Source organism: Frankia sp. KB5 (genome assembly GCF_002099325.1).
GTDB lineage: Bacteria > Actinomycetota > Actinomycetes > Frankiales > Frankiaceae > Frankia > Frankia casuarinae.
The window spans coordinates 1-17,871 of the sequence record NZ_MRUJ01000228.1 but is presented as its reverse complement, the minus strand read 5'-3'; the positions used below and the strand labels follow the sequence as shown (position 1 = coordinate 17,871).

Genomic DNA, 17,871 nt, shown 5'->3' with positions numbered 1-17,871 from the left:
CCAGGGCACCGCCCAGCAGGCCAGAACAACGAACACCTGGATCGATCACGCGATCAGCGCCACCCAGGACGCACGGCCACGATCACACCAAAGCGCGAACGTGCCGGAGCCCTGGGCCCGGGACGGCAGCAGCTATGTGCTCACCACCGGCACGGGATCCGGTAAAAGCCTTTCCTACATCGTGCCGGTCGTGGATTCCGTCCTCCGTGACCCCCGCCCGAACCGCATCTCGGCGATCGTGGTCTACCCCATGAACGCGCTGGCGAACAGCCAGCTCCACGAGTTGAAGAAGTATCTCGAATGGGGAATACCCGTGGATGGCCGGTYGGTCACCTTCGACCGGTACACCGGGCAGGACTTGGCCGAGTCCCGGCAGCGGATCCTGGATCGGCGTCCCGACATCCTGCTGACGAACTACGTGATGCTCGAGTACATCCTCACCCGGCCACCCTCGCAGCCTTCGGCGCGCACAAGGCACGGAGCCACCTCCCGGCGACCAGCACGCCCTCTGGTAGCCGCGTCCCCGGATCTCTGCGTACGATCTCAGCGCCGATCTGACTTCACCCGATACCGACGGGTTCTGTGGGCCGCCGGGATCAGCCGCRAAGCCTCACAGGTCGGTATAGCGATCGACATACAGAGTGGGCTTCTTGTCGCCGAAGATGCGCTTGGTCTCCTCTTCTTCCTTCTCGCGCATCCGCTTCTTGAYGGCCTCCCATTTATCTGGGTCGAAGGTTTGGAGTCGGTCCATCCCCTCATCGAACTTCTGTGAACGACGAGCGTCGAACTCCTCGTCGGTTTCCTTGCCTTCCATGCTATGCTCCTTTTTCTCGTGAAACCATCTGTCTGATATTCGGATTGTGCGGGTAGCTGGTCGTCGAAGTGAAAATTATTGGTTTTCGCCTCGATCGGTGTACAGTGATGCCGGCCCCATGGCTTCTGGATTAATGTTTATTTTATTTTGAAATTTATCGTACGATCCTTGGTCGAGAATTGTCAAAATTTCGCCCGCCCTCTTGCGGGCGATCTGTCGGGGTTCAGAGTTGGTGTCATAAAGACGTACTTTATCGGCCTTCTCGGCATAACCTTCGAAGCCCTGGGAGAATCCACGGTGTGCCGCAAGCTGGTGGTCAACGGGAACATAGCGGCCGGACTTTGCGGCGCGGTCCGCGGCGCGCGTGACCGCGAGCTCCGGATCGGCACTCACCCCGAATAGGCGAACCTCGTATCCCTTCGCATGCGCGTCATCGATCAGCTTGGCGGTCTTCTCCGGGTTGCCGAGGGTGCTATCGTAGATGATATTGAGGCGGCGGTCCATGGCCTGTTGAAGGACTCCCTTCGCGAGTGAGCTGCTCTCTTCATGGACCACCTCAGCCGCGCGCGAGTCTCCTGCACCCATGATCTCGTCGAACTCGGGGATCATTTTCTTGATCTCGTCGGGATCAAGATGGACTACGTTCTCGGTGGGTACTTGGCCTTCGTCCTTGAGGTACTCCAGCACGAAGCCCTTGCCGGAGGCTCCGCCGCCGCCCATGAGGTCGAGGGTGGGGCTGCCCTGCTCCGGCGGCTTGGCATCGCCGATCACCTCCTTCACCAGATTCTCCCGGAGGGCGGCGCGTTCGGGGGTGTTGATGGTGTCCGTCGGGGTGAGGAGCGGATGGTCGTCCGGCAGAGTCCGCGGTGCCTCGCGGACGGCCCAGCGCTCCCGACCGGGGGCGGGCGCGTCCGGGGGCTCGGGGCGGTAGCGGCGGGCCGCGTCCTCCAACAGCGCCAGCTTGGCCTCGATCCGAGCCCGGTCGCTGTTCCCGGGCTCGGTGGGCGGGCGGACCTCGGACGGCCGGTCGCCGGTGGTGTCCGCCGGCGTAGCCGCGCCGCCGCCGGAACGGGCGAGCGCCGCCCTGTCGAGAAGGTCCAGCTTGGCGTCGATGCTGGAGGTGTTCCGGCTGGGAGCATCCCGGCCGGCCGGTCGCTCCTGATGGCGGGGCTCGGGTGAGTCGCCCGGGGAGGCGGCGCGGTCCAGCAGGTCGAGCTTTCTGTCGATCTCGGTGACCCGAGACTGCTCCGGGACCGGCCCACCGCCTGCGTCGGGTCGTTCCGGGGCGGTTTCGAGGCCACGGAACTCGGCCGGAGTCACCGCGGTAACCTGGCCGGAGACCGGCGAACAGCCATGGACGCTCCCGGGGCAGAAGAGAGCCATTCTCGTGACCGGGCCAACGGTATCGTATTCAGAAGCGCCTGGCACTTGTACGGCATCCCGGCGCGGAGAAGCGAGCCGGGCGGGATTGCCGCCTGTAATCACCTCCGGCGATCGGGGGGCGTATTTCTCCGCGGTCCACGTGAGCCGGCGCCGCGCGAAACAGATCGGTTCGCGCGCCTTCATGCTCGCGGTGAGGACGCTCCTGCCGGCCTGTGTGCCTGCTCACGGCAGCATCGATCTTCGGTTGCCGGCAGGCCTGCCGGGGGCGACGGGCGTTCGGTGCGTGAGGCGTGTGGACGGCGACAGCGGGAAACGGACGGCTCGATACCTCTCCGGACGGCCTGGCTGGCTCACCAGAATGATCACTCTGGGTAGTGGAAGTTTCGTTCGCTATGAGTGCTTCGTCGTTGTCTGATGACCTGATGAATAATTGCTCCCGATCAGATCCTGCGGGTGGATCGTCTCGGGGGCGGGTGCATGGCGGATCAGCTAGAGATCATCGGCGGGCTGCTGTACCGGGTTATGCGGATCTTGGCGGAGGTCGGCGAGGCGTCTCCGGACGAGCTGTGGATGCGGATGMGTGCGTCCGATGCTGGCGCCGATCCCGGATGGCGGCGCGGATCAGGTGACGACCCGCGGAGCGCCGTCGCAAGGAAACTCGTCCTGCGGGGCGCTGTCTACCTGGCCAGGGCCGGTCATCTGAGTGAGAGCAACCGCCGGTGGCAGGCTACCGGAATCGGCCGGGATGCGTTGCGGGCGTCCCCGGACGAGGCCGCGTGGTGGCGTGATGTCACGGAGCACAACACTTACTGGCGGGAACACCGGAGCAGCCTTGGCCTGGTGGACGACGTCCTCGCGGTGCTGCCCGAACAGACCTGGGTCAGCGTCACGGATCTCTCGACGGTGGCCGATCTGACGGTCGACGGCCTCGTCCGCCATCTGTGCGGCTTCCGCCCCGAGGGCTGGTCGCGCGTACTCGACCCGGCGGGCCGGCCGCCGCGCGAGGCCCTCTTCACCGAGGACGAGTATCGCGACTGGCTGGACTGGTTCGAGGTCGAGGTCGGCGACCTGACGGCGGGGCGGGCTGCCGGCGAGCTGCGGCTGCCGCTCGACGACCTCCGCATGCTCGTCGAGTCCATCGCGCCGGAGCGGATCCCTCGCCGGGCCTGGCTGGTGCGCGGCGCGGACCGGCGTGGCCGTTCGCTGGCGCGGGATCTCTGGCTGGCCGACGAGGTCTGTTCCCTGCCCGGTGACCGGCTGGAGGTGCGGCCCGGGGTCGACCGGGAGCAGGTGCGCCGGGCGGTCGACCGCGAACACGCCTCGCTCACCTCGGCCCGGCGCGGYCGGCTCACCAGCGAGTACCACGCCTTCCTGAGCCGGATGCGGGAGAACGACCTCGTCGTCGTGAACGACCGTGACGAGTACTACGTCGGGGAGATCCTCGGACCGCCGGTGTTCGTCGCGAGCGTCGGGGGCGTCGCGGACCTGCAACGGCCGGTCCACTGGCGCAACGCCGACGAGCCGGTGAACTACCTCGATCTACCCGATCGGGTGGCGGCCCTGCTCGGCAACGCGGAAGCGCGCATCGTCGATCTTTCCGATTTCGTCGCCGACCTCGACGCCCTGGTGCCCGCGCCCGCGCCGGTGGCATCGATCGCGACGACGGGGGCCGCCCCCCAGAGCGCCGACGCCGACCTGGCCGGCCAGACCCTGGCCGGCCAGGCCCTCGCCGGCCAGGCCCTCGGCGGGGACGATCTGCGCGAGGTCACGGACGAGTTCGCGGACGGCCTCTTTTACAGCCGGGACTGGTTGCGCAGGTGCGTCGAGCTTCTGCGGGACCGGCCACAGCTCATCTTCTACGGCCCGCCCGGCACCGGCAAGACGTACCTCGCCCGGCGCTTGGCCTGGCATCTCGCCGACGATCGGCGCGAGAACGTCACCCTCGTCCAGTTCCATCCGTCCTATATGTACGAGGACTTCTTCCAGGGTTTCCGCCCGGTGCAGGTGAAGGGCGGCGACGGTGACGCGGCCACCACCAACCGGATGTCCTTCGAGCTCGTGGACGGTCCGCTGCGCCGGCTCGCCACCGCCGCCGAGCTCAATCCCCGCCAGGCGTTCTTCCTGATCATCGATGAGATCAACCGGGGTGACCTGGCCAGGATTTTCGGTGAGCTGTACTTTCTGCTGGAATACCGCGGGGAGGCCGTCACCACCCAGTATGCCTCCGCGGACACGCRCGACTTCCAACTACCGAAGAACCTGTTCATCATCGGCACGATGAACAGCGCGGACCGTTCGATCGCCGCCTTCGACCAGGCGCTGCGCCGGCGGTTCACCTTCGTCGGGCTCCATCCGGACGTCGAACCGACCGCGTCCGTGCTGCGCCGCTGGCTTGCGGCAGGCGACCTGCCCGACGAGGCGGCCCGCCTGCTCGGCGAGCTGAACCGCCGCATCGACGACCCGGACGCCCGCATCGGCCCGTCCTATCTGATGCGCGACCGCGTCCACCAGAGTGCCGACGGCCTCGACCGGGTGTGGGAACATCAGATCCTGCCGCTGCTGGCCGAACACCACGTCGGCGAGACCATCGACCTCGCGGCCCGGTACGGCCTACCGGCGCTGCGGCAGTCCCTCGGCCTGGCCGCGGTGGTTCCGGCCGCGGTGGTTCCGGCCGCCGGAGTCCCCGCGAACACCATCCCCGGCCCCGCGGCAGGCTGATGCCATGCTTGCGCCGGTGGAGCTGACCGAGGGCGCCGGGTGGCAGCGGCGGAAGCTGAGCCCGGGCCAGGCCGATGCGCTCGATGCCAGCGAGGTGGCGCAGGTGCGGCAACGGCGTGCCGACGGTACCTGCGAGGTCAAGGACAACGCCCTGGTCGGCACCGTGCGCCTCGGGTCGGGCGAGGATACGTTCGAGGTTCGCATCCGACCCAAGGTCACCATCCGCCGTCTGCTGTTTCTGCTTGGCTACGCGCAGGATCGCGGCAGGTGGTTCGAGGACGAGGTCCAGGCGGCGGAGGAACCGGATCTTCTGCCCGCGGTCGCCGCGGCGTTCGCCCGAACCGCCTCGCGGGCGCTCGCGCACGGGGTGCCGCGAGGCTATCGGCAGGTGGATGCGGCGCTTCCCGTCCTTCGCGGCCGGCTGCGCGAGTCCGCGCAGCTCCGGCAACGGTCCGGGGTGATGTTCCCCCTCGAGGTGCGCTATGACGAGCGCACCGTCGACACCGCCGAGAACCGGTTGCTGCTCGCCGCCACCCGCTCGCTGCTCGCCCTGGCCGGGGTGGCACCGGCCACCGCCCAGGAGCTGCGCCGTATCGCCGCCGCCCTGGACGGTGTGGCCGAGCCGGCGCACGGCCCCGTCAAGCCGCCGGACTGGGTGCCAACCCGGGTGAACGCGCCTTACCATGCGGCGCTCCGGCTCGCCGAGACGGTCTTGCGCTCGTCTTCCTTCGAACGGGAAGACGGGGAGACGCTCCGGGTGGACGGCTTCGTGGTGAAGATGTGGGAGGTCTTCGAGGACTTCGTGACCCACGCCGTCGACGAGGTCCTCACCCACCGCGGCGGTGAGGTCCGCCTGCAGGACCGCACCCACCACCTCGACGAGGACCGGACGCTGGAGATGTGCCCCGATCTCGTGCTGTACCGGCCGGAGGGCCCGGGCGGGCGGATGATCCCGGCGGTTGTCCTCGACGCGAAGTACCGGCTCGCGATCCGACAGGGCGCGCGCACACGTGTACCACCAGATGATCGCCTACTGTGCCCGGCTCGGCGCCCGGCAGGGACGGCTCGTCTACGCCGGCTCGGAGCGGGCCGACGGCCAGCCCGGCGGTCGTGGCGACGTCATCCGGAGCCGGATCGGGGGTCCCGCGCCCATCGAGCTCGTGACGTACGTGCTCGACCTGAGGCTCCCCCTGGCCGAGTTGCGGGCCAGGATCGAGCGGATCGCCGACGATATGGTCACCCCGTCCGTCTGACGGAGCTCTCCGATCTCGCGGCCCACTTTCGCGGCCCACCTTGGATCGCCGTCACCCGGCCGGCCGGCTTCCTTTGGATAGGCAAGAGGCAAGAGTGGATAGGCAAGAGGCAAGAGGCGAGGAGCTGCCGCCGGGAAACGGGGCCGCGCGGTCAGCGTAGGCCGGAGCGGTCAGCGCGGTCAGCGCAGGCCGGAGCGCACGAACGCGTCGACGACCTGGCGCTGCAGGACCAGGTAGAGGGCGAAGACGGGCAGGCAGGCAAGGCCGGACCCGGCCATCACGGCGCCCCAGTTGTCGCCCTCGAGGGTCAGGAAACCGCGGATGCCCAGCTGGATGACGGAGTTCGCCCGCTGCAGCGCCAGCGCCGGCCAAAAATATTCGTTCCAGGCGGTGATGAACAGCAGGATCGACAGCGACGCCAGCGCCGGGCGCAGGTTCGGCACGACGACCGTCCACAATGTGGACCATGAACCCCGCCCGTCGATGCGGGCCGCGTCGAGCAGCTCCCGGGGGAAGGCCTGCATGTGCTGGCGGAGCATGAGCACCGCGAGCGCCGAGCACAGGTTCGGCACGATGACGCCGGCCAGCGTGTTCAGCAGGCCCAGGTTCGACAGCACCAGGTAGTTCGAGATCATCGTCACCTGGAACGGGATGAGCCAGGTGGCCACGAACGCCAGGTAGAACAGGGTCCTGCCGCGGAACTCCCAGGCGGCGAAGGCGTAGGCGGCGAGCAGGGACATCATGAGCTGGCCGGCGGCGGTGACGGCGGCGATCGTGAAGGTGTTGGCGAGCAGCACGCCGATGTCGAGACTGTCGAAGACGTAGCGGTAGTTCGCGAGGCTCAGCGGCCAGGGCAGGAGCGACTGGTCGAAGATGTCGTCCGGCCGGCGGAAGGAGGTGGCGAACATCCAGTACACCGGAAACAGGCTGATCAGGCTCAGTAGGGCCAGCATCAGATGGCTGGCCGCGGCCCGCCAGTGGGGTATCCGCGGTATCCGCATGCTGCTCATCGTGTGCGCATCCTTGGATCGGGGGACCGGGGTGTGTCGAGAAATCCGGTCGCCGAGGGTCCGGGTCAGTTGTCAGCGAAGCTGTACCGGTCGGCCAGTTTGACCAGCACTGCCGCCACCACCGCGAAGACGAGGAAGAACGCGATGCCCGCCGCGGAGGCCAGACCGGAGTCCAGGCTGCGGAAACCGAACTCCCAGAGCAGGTAATAGATGTTGGTCGAGGAGTCGGCGGGGCCGCCCTGGGTGAGCACGTCGAGCAGTGGGAATGTCCACTGCCCCGACAGCAGCACGGTTATCAGCAGCATGAACAGCAGGGTCGAGCGCAGCATCGGCAGAGTCACCCACCGGGTGACCTGCCAGCGCGACGCCCCGTCCATCTCGGCGGCCTCGGCGTAATCACTGCTGATGCCGGTGAGTCCGGCGGAGATGACGAGGGTGGCGAAGCCGAGGATCTGCCACGCGCAGATCGCCAGGATGGCGATCAGCGCCGTCCGCTCCTCCCGCAGCCAGCTGTAGTCACCAAGCCCGAGGGCGTGGTTCACCACCCCTTTGGAATCCAGCAACCAGCGCCAGACCGCGGCGGCGGGGACCGGCGCGACCAGCATCGGCAGAAAGACCAGCGCCCGGTAGACGGTGCGCGACCGACCGCCCAGGTCCCGGATGGCCAGCGCGATGGCGGTGGGCAGAACGATGGCGAACGGAACCAGGCCGAGGATGTACCACAGCGTGTTCTTCGCGGCGCCCCGGAGCTGCGGAAGGGTGAAGATCTGCCGGTAGTTGTCCAGACCGACGTAGGTCCGTGGCGAGTTCGGCAGCAGGTTCCAGTGGTAGAAGGACAGCTGGACGGCCTCGATGATCGGTTTGTAGGTCCATAGCACCAGGCTGGCCACTCCGGGCAGCAGGTACAGGTAGGGCGGGGTGGCGGCGAGCATCCGCCGGGCCAGCGACGGCCGGGCGGCCCGCACCGGCACGCGCGACGCGGCACCGGCGGAAACTGCGGCACCGGCGGGGACTGTGGCGCCGGCTGCCCCCGGGATGGCGATTTCGACGAACACGGTTCGGAAGCATCCTTTCCGGAGGCGCGGGAAGTCCGGAGGCGTGGGAAGGGCCGACGCACCGGACGGGGTCAGTGCCGGACGGGGTCAGTGATAATCCGCCGCGAGCTGGACGACCTCGTCGAGGGTCATGTCGTAGACCACTTCGGAGGTGGCGATCGGTACCGCGGTGGCGACGGCCCCCTCGGGGTAGACGTCGATCCGGGTGTACTCGCCCCCCACCAGGCCGGTTATCCGGTCGGCCGGGCCGAGGGTGCGTATCCGGTAGGCGGTGGCACCCGCCACCCAGACCGGAACGCCGCTGAGCACGCCCGCGGACGCGTGGTGGGCGTGACCGGCCAGCACGATCTTCACGTCGCTGCCGGCGAGCACGTCGGCGAGGTTCTGCGGCTCGGCGAGCAGGAGCGAGTTCACCATCGCGAGCGGGGACGGCACGGGTGGGTGATGCAGGGCGAGGATGGTCCCGTCAGGGGCCGCGGTGGCCAGCTCGTCGGCGAGCCAGCGCAGCTGGGCGGTGCTCAGAAAGCCGCTGTGTTCGCCCGGTTCGGTGGTGTCGAGCATGATGATCCGCAGGTCACCGACCCAGTGCACGTAGTCGTGAGCCTCCGCCGTGGGTTCCGCGCCGAGCAGTCCCTCCCGGAACGGGCCACGCGAGTCGTGGTTGCCGACGCCGTAGAGCACGGGCGTGCCCAGGCGCGCCGCCGCCGGTTCGACCAGGTCACGCAACCGCTGGTAGGCCAGCAGATCACCGCGGTCGGCGAGGTCGCCGGTGAGCAGCAGGGCGCCGATCTTCAGCGTGGACGCCTCGATCTGGTCGAGCACGGTGCGCAGCGCGGCGTACGTGTCGACCTTGCCGTGCATCAGCTCACCCTCGCGGACGATGTGGGTGTCACTGATCTGGATCAGGATGTGGGTGGGCGTGTGCGCGGTCGGGTCCAGGAGTATTGGCATGGACATCCTTCCGGAGCGGGGTTCAGGGCGGGCGGGGTGGCGCATGGGGTGAGCCGCAGGCCCGAGGGGTGGGGACTTCGGGCCTGCGGCTCACCGGCTGGGGTTCAGCCCGCGGTCGGCGGACCGCAGTCCGGCCCGGCGTCGGAGGCCTCCGCCGGCACGAGCAGGGCCTCGACGAGGCGGTCCAGCGCGTGCGCCGTCGCCCCGTGCGCGAGCAGGTAGGTGCGGGTGTCCCCGTGCCGGGCGTGGATACGGTCCAGTGCGTGCAGGATGAGGTCGGGCGGGCTCGCCATCAGCGAGGCCGGCAGCTCCTCGCCGTCGGTGGACATCAGGGCGGAGATGCGCTGGACGGCCGCCGCGGCCTCGTCCCGCAGGAAGTACGAGGTCAGYGCGAAGTCCTGCGCGATCACCTCGGCTGGCACCCCGGCGAGGTCCAGCGCCAGAGCGATGACCAGACCGGTGCGGTCCTTGCCTGCGCTGCAGTGCACGATCGCGGGCAGTGCCCCCGGTGTGGCGAGCGCGAGCATGGCCGCGGTGAGGCGGTCCCCTCGATGATCGACGACGTGGTCGTAGAGGCTGCGCAGATCGCCGGCCGTCTGGTGCCGGTCGACCGGCAGGGTGTAGACGGGCACCCGCCGATGCGTCGCGGCGAGCCGGCCGAGCTGGTCCGGATCGTGCGCCACCTCGGTGTCCTCGCGCAGGTCGATGACCGTGCGCAGCCCGATCTGCGCGAGGATGGCCTGCCCACGGCCGTCGAGCCCGCGTAGCGTGCCCGAGCGCAGCAGCGTGCGCCAGCGCAGGGAGCGTCCGTGCACAGTCGGGTAGCCGCCGACGTCGCGCAGGTTGATCGTGCCCGGCAGCGACAGGACGCGCCGCGCCTGCGGCGCCCCGCCGTCGCCCGGGGCGCTCCCGGTGCTCGCTGCGGTGGCCGTGCTCCCGGTGCTTACGACGGGCACGGCGGTCACTTCCGGGGCAGGAAGCTGGTGGCCTGCTTCTGTGCGGCGGCCAGGGTGGATGCGGGATCCTTGCCGGTGAAGACGGCGCTTTCGACCGCGGTCATCATCGTGTCCGAGATCTGGAGGTAGTTGTCACCCGGGAAGGACTCCCACGGCTCGATCCGGGCGAGCTGGTCGAGGTTCGGCTTGATGAGCGGGTTCGCCTTCGCCCAGGCCTGCAGGCTCTTCGGGTCGTCGATCAGGCCGGTCCGCAGCGGCAGGTAGCCGATCTTCGAGGAGATCTCGGTGTAGGCGTGGTCGCCGGTGAGAAACTTGATCAGTTCCCAGGCGGCGCGCTGCTTGGCCGGGTCCTTACTGAAGATCGCCAGTGCCGCTCCCGAGTTGGTGGGGATGACCGGCTTCGAGCCGAACGAGGGTTCCTGGGTGGCGTCGAGCTGCCAGTTGTTCGCCTTGGCGCCGGCCATGAACATCCCTTGCAGGGAGCTGCTTTCGAGCAGCATCCCGGCCTGACCGCTGCTGAACGCCTTGACCTGCTGCTTCTGGTCAAGGTTCGGCATCACGCCGCTGTGTACCAGGTCGGCGGCCATCGATACCGCCTCGACGCCCGGCGGATCGGCGAAGGACAGCTTGGTACCGTCGGTGGAGATCACTCGGCCGCCGGCCGAACGTACCAGGCTCTGGAAACACCAGTCCCCGACCTTCGTCAGACAGTCGATGAGGACCCCGTCCTTGCCGGTCTTCGCCTTGATGGCAAGCGCCGCGGTCTTTACCTCCGCCCAGGTCTTCGGCGGCTTGGCCGGGTCGAGGCCGGCCTGGGTGAACAGGGTCTTGTTCAGCCAGAGAACCGGGGTGGAGAAGACGTACGGGACGGCGTAGGTCTTGCCGTCAACGTCGCCGAGGGTGCGGGCTTTCGGGGCGAACGGGTGTTCGCCGCCGAAGTTCGCCTGAACGGCCTCCCGCCCGACCAACGTGTCGAGCGGCTGGGCGCCGAGGCTGCCGGCGGCGAAGCGCAGCGCGTTGAAGGTGATCTGGGCGACGTCCGGGGGGCTGCCTGCCAGCACCTGGTTCTTGATGCTGGTGACGTAGTCGCCGCTGTTCGCGCTACCGGCCAGGTTCTGCGGCGGCTGGCCCTTGACGGTGATGTTGGGATGCGCGGCCTGGAAGTCGCGCAGCAGCCCCTCGATCACCGGCTTCCACGTCCCGACGTTCGCGAGGTTGTAACTTTCGAAGACGATCGAGACCTTCTGGTCCGGGGAGAGTTCGGGGATCGTGCTGGCGTTCGCGGCCGTACTCGTGGGTGTGGACGAGGACGTCGCACACGCGGAGGCGAGCGCCGCAAGCAACGCGAGGCCAGCCGCGGCACGCAGCAGGCGTGGTCGAGCCACGGGGATGCTCCTTGGGATCAACGGGACGTTGGGATCAACGGGATCAACGGGATCAACGGGATCGACGGGATGGCGGACGGACCGGATCGCGATGATCTGGTCCGGTTGGTCTGGTCGCAGCTCAGACCGCGGCGGGCGCGGGCGAAGCGGGGGATGGGGATGCGGCGAGCGCGCCGGGCACGGGGATGGTCAGGGATTCCCGGGGATCCGGTGGCCGCCAGGCGAGACGACGTCCGCTCGCCCGAGCGAACAGGTGCACCCGTGAGACGTCGACAGTGAGTCGGGCCCGGTCACCGGCGGCCAGTCCGATCGGGCGGGGGCCACGCAGCGCGACGGCCTGACCGTGGACGTCGCACCAGGCCACCTCCTCGCTGCCGAGGTTCTCGACCGTGGTCACGACACCTTCGATCTGCGCGGTCGACCCGGGTGATGCCGTCAAGCCGGGTGATGCCGTCGATGCCTCGGCCGGGTGGGGCGGCTCGGCCGGGCGGGGCGACTCGGCCGAGCCGGGCAACAGCGTCAGGTTCTCGGGTCGCAGACCGACGATGACGTCGCGGGGTTCGTCGAAGCCCGGCCACAGCGGGATGCGCAGCCCGTCCGCGCGGACCGCCAGCAGGTCGCCGTCGGCCTCCACCCGGGCCTCGATCAGGTTCATCGGCGGTGCGCCGAGGAAGCCGGCGACGAACACCGAGGCCGGCGTGTCGTAGACCTCGGTCGGGCTGCCCACCTGTTCCACGCGGCCGCCRTTGAGCAGGACCACGCGGGTTGCCATCGACATGGCCTCCACCTGGTCGTGGGTGACGTAGATGAAGGTCCGGCCCAGCCGGCGGTGCAGTCCGGCGAGCTCGGTGCGGGTCGCGGTGCGCAGTTTCGCGTCGAGGTTCGAGAGGGGTTCGTCCATGAGGAACGCCTGGGGGTCACGGACCAGCGCACGGCCGAGCGCCACCCGTTGGCGCTGCCCGCCGGACAGCTCACGGGGGCGCCGGTGGAGCAGCCCGCCGAGTTCGAGCTGGTCGGCGACCTCGCGGACGCGCCGGGCGATCTCCGCCTTGGGGCGGCGCGCGGCCCGCAGCGGAAACCCGATGTTGCGTTCGACCGTCAGGTGCGGGTACAGCGCGTAGCTCTGGAAGACCATGGCGAGGTCGCGTCGTCGGGCGGGGACATGGGTGATGTCGCGATCGCCGAGCATGATGCGTCCCTCGCTCGGCTCCAGCAGGCCGGCGATCATGCGCAGCAGCGTGGTCTTCCCGCAGCCGCTCGGTCCCAGCAGAACGAGGAAGTCGCCGTCCGCCACGTCGAGGGAGACGTCGTCCACCGCACGGACGTTTCCGAAGCGCCTCGTGAGGCCCTCGATCCGGATTTCTGCCACCCAGCACCCCGTGTACGTCTGCTCCAGGAGCGCGCCTGCCTCCCGGTTCCTCGTTACAGAGGCAGTCTCGGGTACCGAGATGAATGGTCCATGACGGTCGGGAAACGGGGGACAGTCACTTACCGCAACGAATCTCCGGCCAAGCGCCTTGCCGGTGGGACGCTTTCGTAGCTGTCCGCGCGTCCCCTGACCCGACCGGTCATCGGTCAGAACTCGTAGGGATCGGCGGCCCCGAGGCCGGGATCCGCCGCGGGCCGCCGCGGGCCGTCCTCCGCCCGCACGGAGTGGCCCTGGACGTCCCGCATGATGGTTCCGGCCAGCAGCGGGTTGTCCGTGCGGCGCAGGCCGACCGCGAGTTGCAGGGCGTTGAGCAGCAGCAGGGAGGCCAGCCGGCTTGCGATCATGTCCGAGCTGATGGGCCAGTCGGGCGCCCCCACCACGAGGCTGATGTCGGCGATCTCGGCCAGGGGACCGGCCGTGTAGCTGGTGATGCCGATGACGGCGGCGCCCGCGGTCCGGGCCGCCTCCGCGGCCCGCAGACTCGGCTCGTTCGCTCCGCTGCTCGTGATAACCAGGCAGACGTCCGAGGGCGCGAGCAGGCGGGCGGTGAGTTCCTGGGCGATCGAGTCGCCCGGCGCCTCGGCCGGCCGGCCCATACCCAGGAAGCGCAACGCCGCGTCCTGGGCGACCGGAGCCGATCCGCCGTTGCCGATGACGAGCAGCCGGTCGGCCCGGTCCAGCAGGTCCACGGCGGGCGCGAGACGGGACCGGTCCAGCGGGCCGAGCGCGTCGGCGAGCACCGCGGTCGCCGCGCCGAAGACGGTGTCCACCAGGCGCTCGACCGGGTCGGCGGCGTCCGTTCGGCCGATCTCACCGCGCAGCGCCGCGGCCCCGCTCTCCCGGGCGAGCTCGACGCGGAAATGCTGGAATCCGCGGAAGCCGAGATGTTGGCAGGCGCGCACCACCGTGGCCGTCGATGTTCCCGCGGCCTCCGCGAGCTGCGCAGCGGACCATTCGACCACGTCCCCCGGACGGGCCAGACACACTTCGGCCACCCGCTGCTCGCTCGGGAGCAGGCCTGGCAGGGCCGCGCGGATGGTGGCGAACAGCCCGCCTGGGCGGGCACCCGGCGGACCGGCGGAGGGGGTCACCATGCAGCGGTTCATACACGCTCAAGGTGACGGGCCGGGGTGCCGTGCCGTCAACGTGCCGCGCCGTGCGGATAAACCGTGCGGATAATCAGTTCCGGGTCAGGCCGTCCGGAGGGCGTCGTGGACGATTGCGGCGACCTGCTCGGTCTCGATCAGAAACCCGTCGTGCCCGCGCCGCGAGTGGACGACGCGCAACGGCGCGCCGACGCGCTCGGCGATGTACTCCTGCAGATGGAGGGGATAGAGCCGGTCGGAGTCGACCCCCGCGACGGTGAACGGCACCGGGCAGGACCGTAGCGCCGACGCGCGCCCCCCGCGCCCCCGGCCGACGTCCTGGGTCATCATCGCCCGGGTCAGTGCGACGTAAGTGCCGGCGTCGAACCGAGCGGCCAGCTTGCCGGCATGGTGGTCGAGGTAGGAGGCGACCTCGAACAACCCGTCGGGCCGGGTCCGATCTGCGAACCGCTCCTCCAGTTCGGCCTCGCTGCGATAGCTGATCTGGGCCACCCGCCGGGCCAGACCCATGCCGGCGTCCGGGCCGCGTCCGTCGGGCCGGCCGTGGTAGTCGCCGCCGTTCCAGGCCGGGTCGTCGGTGATCGCACGAAGCTGCACCGCGGACAACCCGATCTGCTCCGCCGTCGCAGCCGCGCCGCAGGCCAGGACCACGGCGTGGTCGACCCGGTCGGGATGGCCGACAGCCCACTCCAGGGCCCGCATGCCCCCCATCGAGCCGCCGACCACCGCGGCCCAGCGCCGGATGCCGAGCGCGTCGGCGACGGCGACCTCCACCGTGACCTGATCGGAGATCGTGATCTCGGGCCATCGGCCGCCCCAGGGTCGGCCGTCCGGCGCGGGACTGGCTGGCCCGGTCGTGCCCTGACAGCCGCCCAGCACATTCGGACAGACCACGAAGATGCGATCGGTATCGAGGGCCCGCCCAGGCCCGATCAGGCCATCCCACCAGCCTGGGGTGGGATGGCCCGGCCCGGGCGGGCCGACGGCGTGACTGTCCCCGGTGAGCGCGTGCAGGACCAGCACCGCGTTGGTGGCCGCGGCGTCGAGGCGGCCCCACGTCTCGTAGGCCACCGTCACGCCGGGCAGGATGCCGCCGCGTTCCAGCCGCAGCGGTCCCGGCAGGTCGACGAACCGACGTCGTCCCACCGGGTCGATCCCGGCGCGCCATGCCCCGGAGGCGGGCGGTGGCGTCGGTGGTACCGGTTGGACCGTCGGTGGTACCGGTTCGACCGTCGGCGGTACCGGTTGGACCGTCGGCGGTACCGGTTCGACCGAAAGGGCCGCACCGGTGCCACGCGACTCAGCTCTTGKCCGCACGGAACCCGGCATCGAGGTCGGCCAGGATGTCGTCGATCCCCTCGATGCCGACCGACAGGCGGACGAGATCCGGGGTGACCCCGGTCGCGGTCTGCTCGGCCTCGGTGAGCTGGGAGTGCGTCGTCGTCGCGGGATGGATAATCAGTGAGCGGACGTCGCCGACGTTCGCCAGATGGCTGAACAGCTCGACCCCCTCGACGAACTTCTTCCCGGCCTCGGCGCCACCGACGATGCCGAAGGACAGGATCGCGCCGGCGCCGCGGGGGAGCACCTTCTGCGCCCGGGAGTACCACCGCGACGATGGCAGGCCCGGGTAGGCCACCCAGCTCACCTCGTCGCGCGCATCGAGCCACTCGGCGACCCGCCGGGCGTTCGCGGTGTGCCGCTCGATCCGCAGCGACAGCGTCTCCAGACCCTGGAGCAGCAGGAACGAGTTGAACGGGGAGATCGCCGGGCCGAGGTCGCGCAGTAGCTGCACTCGTGCCTTGGCGATGTACGAGCCGTGACCGAGCGCGTCCCAGTAGACTAGACCGTGGTAGCTCGGGTCGGGAGTGGTGAAGTTCGCGAACCGGCCGGAGGCGCCGAAGTCGAACCGGCCGCCGTCGACGATGACGCCGCCGATCGCGGTGCCGTGGCCGCCGATGAACTTCGTCGCCGAGTGGACGACGATGTCCGCGCCGTGCTCCAGCGGCCGGTACAGATAGGGCGTCGCGAGGGTGTTGTCAACGATGAGCGGGATCCCGTGCGCGTGGGCGACCTCGGAGATCCCGACGGTGTCGAGGACGTCGCCGCGGGGGTTGCCGATCGTTTCCCCGTAGAACGCCTTCGTGGTGGGCCGTACCGCCGCCCGCCACTCCTCGAGATCATCGGGATCGCCGACGAAGGAGACCTCGATGCCCAGCTTCGGCAGGGTGTAGTGGAACAGGTTGTACGTCCCGCCGTACAGGCTGGCCGAGGAGACCACGTGGTCGCCGGCCTCGGCCAGGTTCAGGATCGCCAGCGTCTCCGCGGCCTGCCCCGACGCCGCCGCGAGCGCCCCGATCCCACCTTCGAGGGCGGCGATGCGCTGCTCGAAGACGTCCTGAGTGGGGTTCATGATCCGGGTGTAGATGTTTCCGGGCTCACCGAGGGCGAACAGAGCGGCGGCGTGGTCGGTGTCGCGGAAGACGTAGCTGGTGGTCTGGTAGATCGGCACGGCTCGGGCGCCGGTCGCCGGGTCCGGCTGGGCTCCCGCGTGGATCTGCTGGGTCTCGAACGACCAGCTCTCGGTGCTCATAGGGTGATTCTCCCCGGGTCGAAGTCGGTGTTCGGTGTCAGTGGTGTCGGCGGTGTTGGTGGTGTTGGTGGTGTTGGTGGTGTTGGTGGTGTTGGCGGTGTTGGCGGTGTCGGCGGTGGGGTGCCGGCGGTGTCGGCGGTGTACTGGGCGCCGGCGTGTCGGCGGTGTACTGGGCGCCGGCGTGTCGGCGGTGTACTGGGCGCCGGCGTGTCGGCGGTGTACTGGGCGCCGGCGTGTCGGCGGTGTACTGGGCGCCGGCCGTGGGGCGCTGGTCGGGCACCGATGCCTCTGCGACTAATCCGCGATGGCTGTCCTCGTCCGCGGTTCCTCACGGTTGCTCGCGCGGTGCGGCGGTGGACGGTCCGGCTGCCGAACCGGGCCGCTTCCCCGGGGCCCGGTCGGAATGCCTAAGATCGTGTGGTACGGAAAAGGTCAGGAGCCTGGACACAGCCCGTCGAAGGCGGCCGTGCGGGATGGGTGACCATTCGGTGTACCGATGTTCGGGCATCCCCCCGAACATCGCAGAGCGGCGCGCAACCGTCCCGGATATCCGGCATACGACCTCACGGCTTCGACGCTAGCAGCGTGTCGGGTCGTTGTCCGCGGCGGGTGCAGATTTTCCACCGGAGAAGTGAACAATCGCAGGCGCGGGATGGGCTCTGGACCGTGCTCGAGGCCGTGCCCCGGGCTGCCGGGGGAGTCGAGGGCGGCCCGGGCGGGGTGCGGGGACGGTCCCGGCCGGCAGGCCGCCGGCCATACACGTGAAGCCGAGGGCGACCGGGATCTTCGCGCAGGGCGCGCACCAGYACGCCGGTCCTCATTTCCGCTACGACCACAGCACCTAGTGGTCGTCGCTGCAAGTTCGCCGGTTATGCGGCGAGGGCGAGGCCGCTGGCGGTCTTGAGGAGATCGGCGCGGGTGTACTTCCAGTCGAACGGGGCCGCGGTCTGGTTGTAGAGGTCCTGGAAGCCCATGACCYGGTCGCCGAGTGCGTCGAGGTCGGCGAAGTCCCCGCGTTCGATGGCCTTGCGCTGCAGGATCGAGAAGTAGATCTCCACCTGGTTCAACCAGGAGGCGTGGACCGGGAGGTGGACGAGCGTCGCGGTCGGATGGGCCGCGCTCATCCGGCGGATCGAGGTCTGGCCGTTGTGGGAGGAGCCGTTGTCGACGACCCAGAACACCCTGCGTGCCGAGGCGTAGGGCTCGGCCGTCATGACC

At 69.5% G+C, this 17,871-nt stretch carries 14 protein-coding genes and 1 pseudogene; 3 read left to right on the top strand and 12 right to left on the bottom strand.

Annotated elements, in window-relative coordinates:
* Nucleotides 1-115: 115 nt before the first annotated feature.
* Nucleotides 116-448, top strand: a pseudogene (locus tag KBI5_RS28065) (DEAD/DEAH box helicase); the annotation flags it as partial.
* Between the two features lie 162 nt (nt 449-610).
* On the opposite strand, the gene KBI5_RS19875 reads toward KBI5_RS28065, so the two are convergent.
* On the bottom strand, nt 611-814 hold the full coding sequence (locus KBI5_RS19875; protein WP_085016097.1) for a hypothetical protein: 204 nt from the start codon (nt 812-814) through the stop codon (nt 611-613).
* A 75-nt stretch (nt 815-889) separates the two neighbouring features.
* On the bottom strand, nt 890-2,380 hold the full coding sequence (locus KBI5_RS19870) for a zeta toxin family protein (RefSeq protein WP_116289969.1): 1,491 nt from the start codon (nt 2,378-2,380) through the stop codon (nt 890-892).
* Nucleotides 2,381-2,674: 294 nt separating this feature from the next.
* Here KBI5_RS19870 and KBI5_RS19865 point away from each other — a divergent pair, with 294 nt between their 5' ends.
* On the top strand, nt 2,675-4,915 hold the full coding sequence (locus KBI5_RS19865; RefSeq protein WP_085016096.1) for an AAA family ATPase: 2,241 nt from the start codon (nt 2,675-2,677) through the stop codon (nt 4,913-4,915).
* 1,022 nt (nt 4,916-5,937) lie between these two features.
* Nucleotides 5,938-6,168 (top strand): hypothetical protein, encoded by a 231-nt coding sequence (locus tag KBI5_RS27135; protein WP_198537833.1) that lies wholly within the window; start codon nt 5,938-5,940, stop codon nt 6,166-6,168.
* Between the two features lie 179 nt (nt 6,169-6,347).
* On the opposite strand, the gene KBI5_RS19855 is transcribed toward KBI5_RS27135, so the two are convergent.
* The 10 genes from KBI5_RS19855 to KBI5_RS19805 form a co-directional block, all read right to left on the bottom strand.
* Nucleotides 6,348-7,178, bottom strand: coding sequence for a carbohydrate ABC transporter permease (locus tag KBI5_RS19855; protein WP_011437225.1), 831 nt, complete (start codon nt 7,176-7,178; stop codon nt 6,348-6,350).
* Nucleotides 7,179-7,243: 65 nt separating this feature from the next.
* Complete coding sequence (locus KBI5_RS19850) at nt 7,244-8,233, bottom strand: sugar ABC transporter permease (RefSeq protein ID WP_011437224.1); 990 nt, start codon at nt 8,231-8,233, stop codon at nt 7,244-7,246.
* A gap of 87 nt (nt 8,234-8,320) precedes the next feature.
* Nucleotides 8,321-9,184, bottom strand: a complete 864-nt coding sequence (locus KBI5_RS19845) for a metallophosphoesterase (protein ID WP_011437223.1) — start codon at nt 9,182-9,184, stop codon at nt 8,321-8,323.
* A gap of 104 nt (nt 9,185-9,288) precedes the next feature.
* The gene (locus KBI5_RS19840) at nt 9,289-10,140 is read right to left on the bottom strand and encodes a tyrosine-protein phosphatase (protein ID WP_011437222.1); all 852 of its coding nucleotides are present in this window, start codon (nt 10,138-10,140) and stop codon (nt 9,289-9,291) included.
* Nucleotides 10,141-10,145: 5 nt separating this feature from the next.
* Nucleotides 10,146-11,525: an ABC transporter substrate-binding protein gene (locus KBI5_RS19835; protein WP_011437221.1), complete on the bottom strand. Its 1,380-nt coding sequence runs from the start codon at nt 11,523-11,525 to the stop codon at nt 10,146-10,148.
* A 121-nt stretch (nt 11,526-11,646) separates the two neighbouring features.
* Nucleotides 11,647-12,894 (bottom strand): ABC transporter ATP-binding protein, encoded by a 1,248-nt coding sequence (locus KBI5_RS19830; RefSeq protein WP_011437220.1) that lies wholly within the window; start codon nt 12,892-12,894, stop codon nt 11,647-11,649.
* A gap of 206 nt (nt 12,895-13,100) precedes the next feature.
* On the bottom strand, nt 13,101-14,048 hold the full coding sequence (locus KBI5_RS19825; protein ID WP_108913751.1) for a MurR/RpiR family transcriptional regulator: 948 nt from the start codon (nt 14,046-14,048) through the stop codon (nt 13,101-13,103).
* A gap of 96 nt (nt 14,049-14,144) precedes the next feature.
* The gene (locus KBI5_RS19820) at nt 14,145-15,389 is read right to left on the bottom strand and encodes a homoserine O-acetyltransferase (protein WP_085016094.1); all 1,245 of its coding nucleotides are present in this window, start codon (nt 15,387-15,389) and stop codon (nt 14,145-14,147) included.
* On the bottom strand, nt 15,361-16,653 hold the full coding sequence (locus KBI5_RS19815; RefSeq protein WP_085016093.1) for a bifunctional o-acetylhomoserine/o-acetylserine sulfhydrylase: 1,293 nt from the start codon (nt 16,651-16,653) through the stop codon (nt 15,361-15,363). The genes KBI5_RS19820 and KBI5_RS19815 overlap by 29 nt, the downstream gene beginning before the upstream one ends.
* A gap of 869 nt (nt 16,654-17,522) precedes the next feature.
* Nucleotides 17,523-17,871, bottom strand: a 349-nt coding sequence (locus KBI5_RS19805) for a transposase (protein WP_198537831.1), incomplete at its 5' end; no start/stop codon positions are given.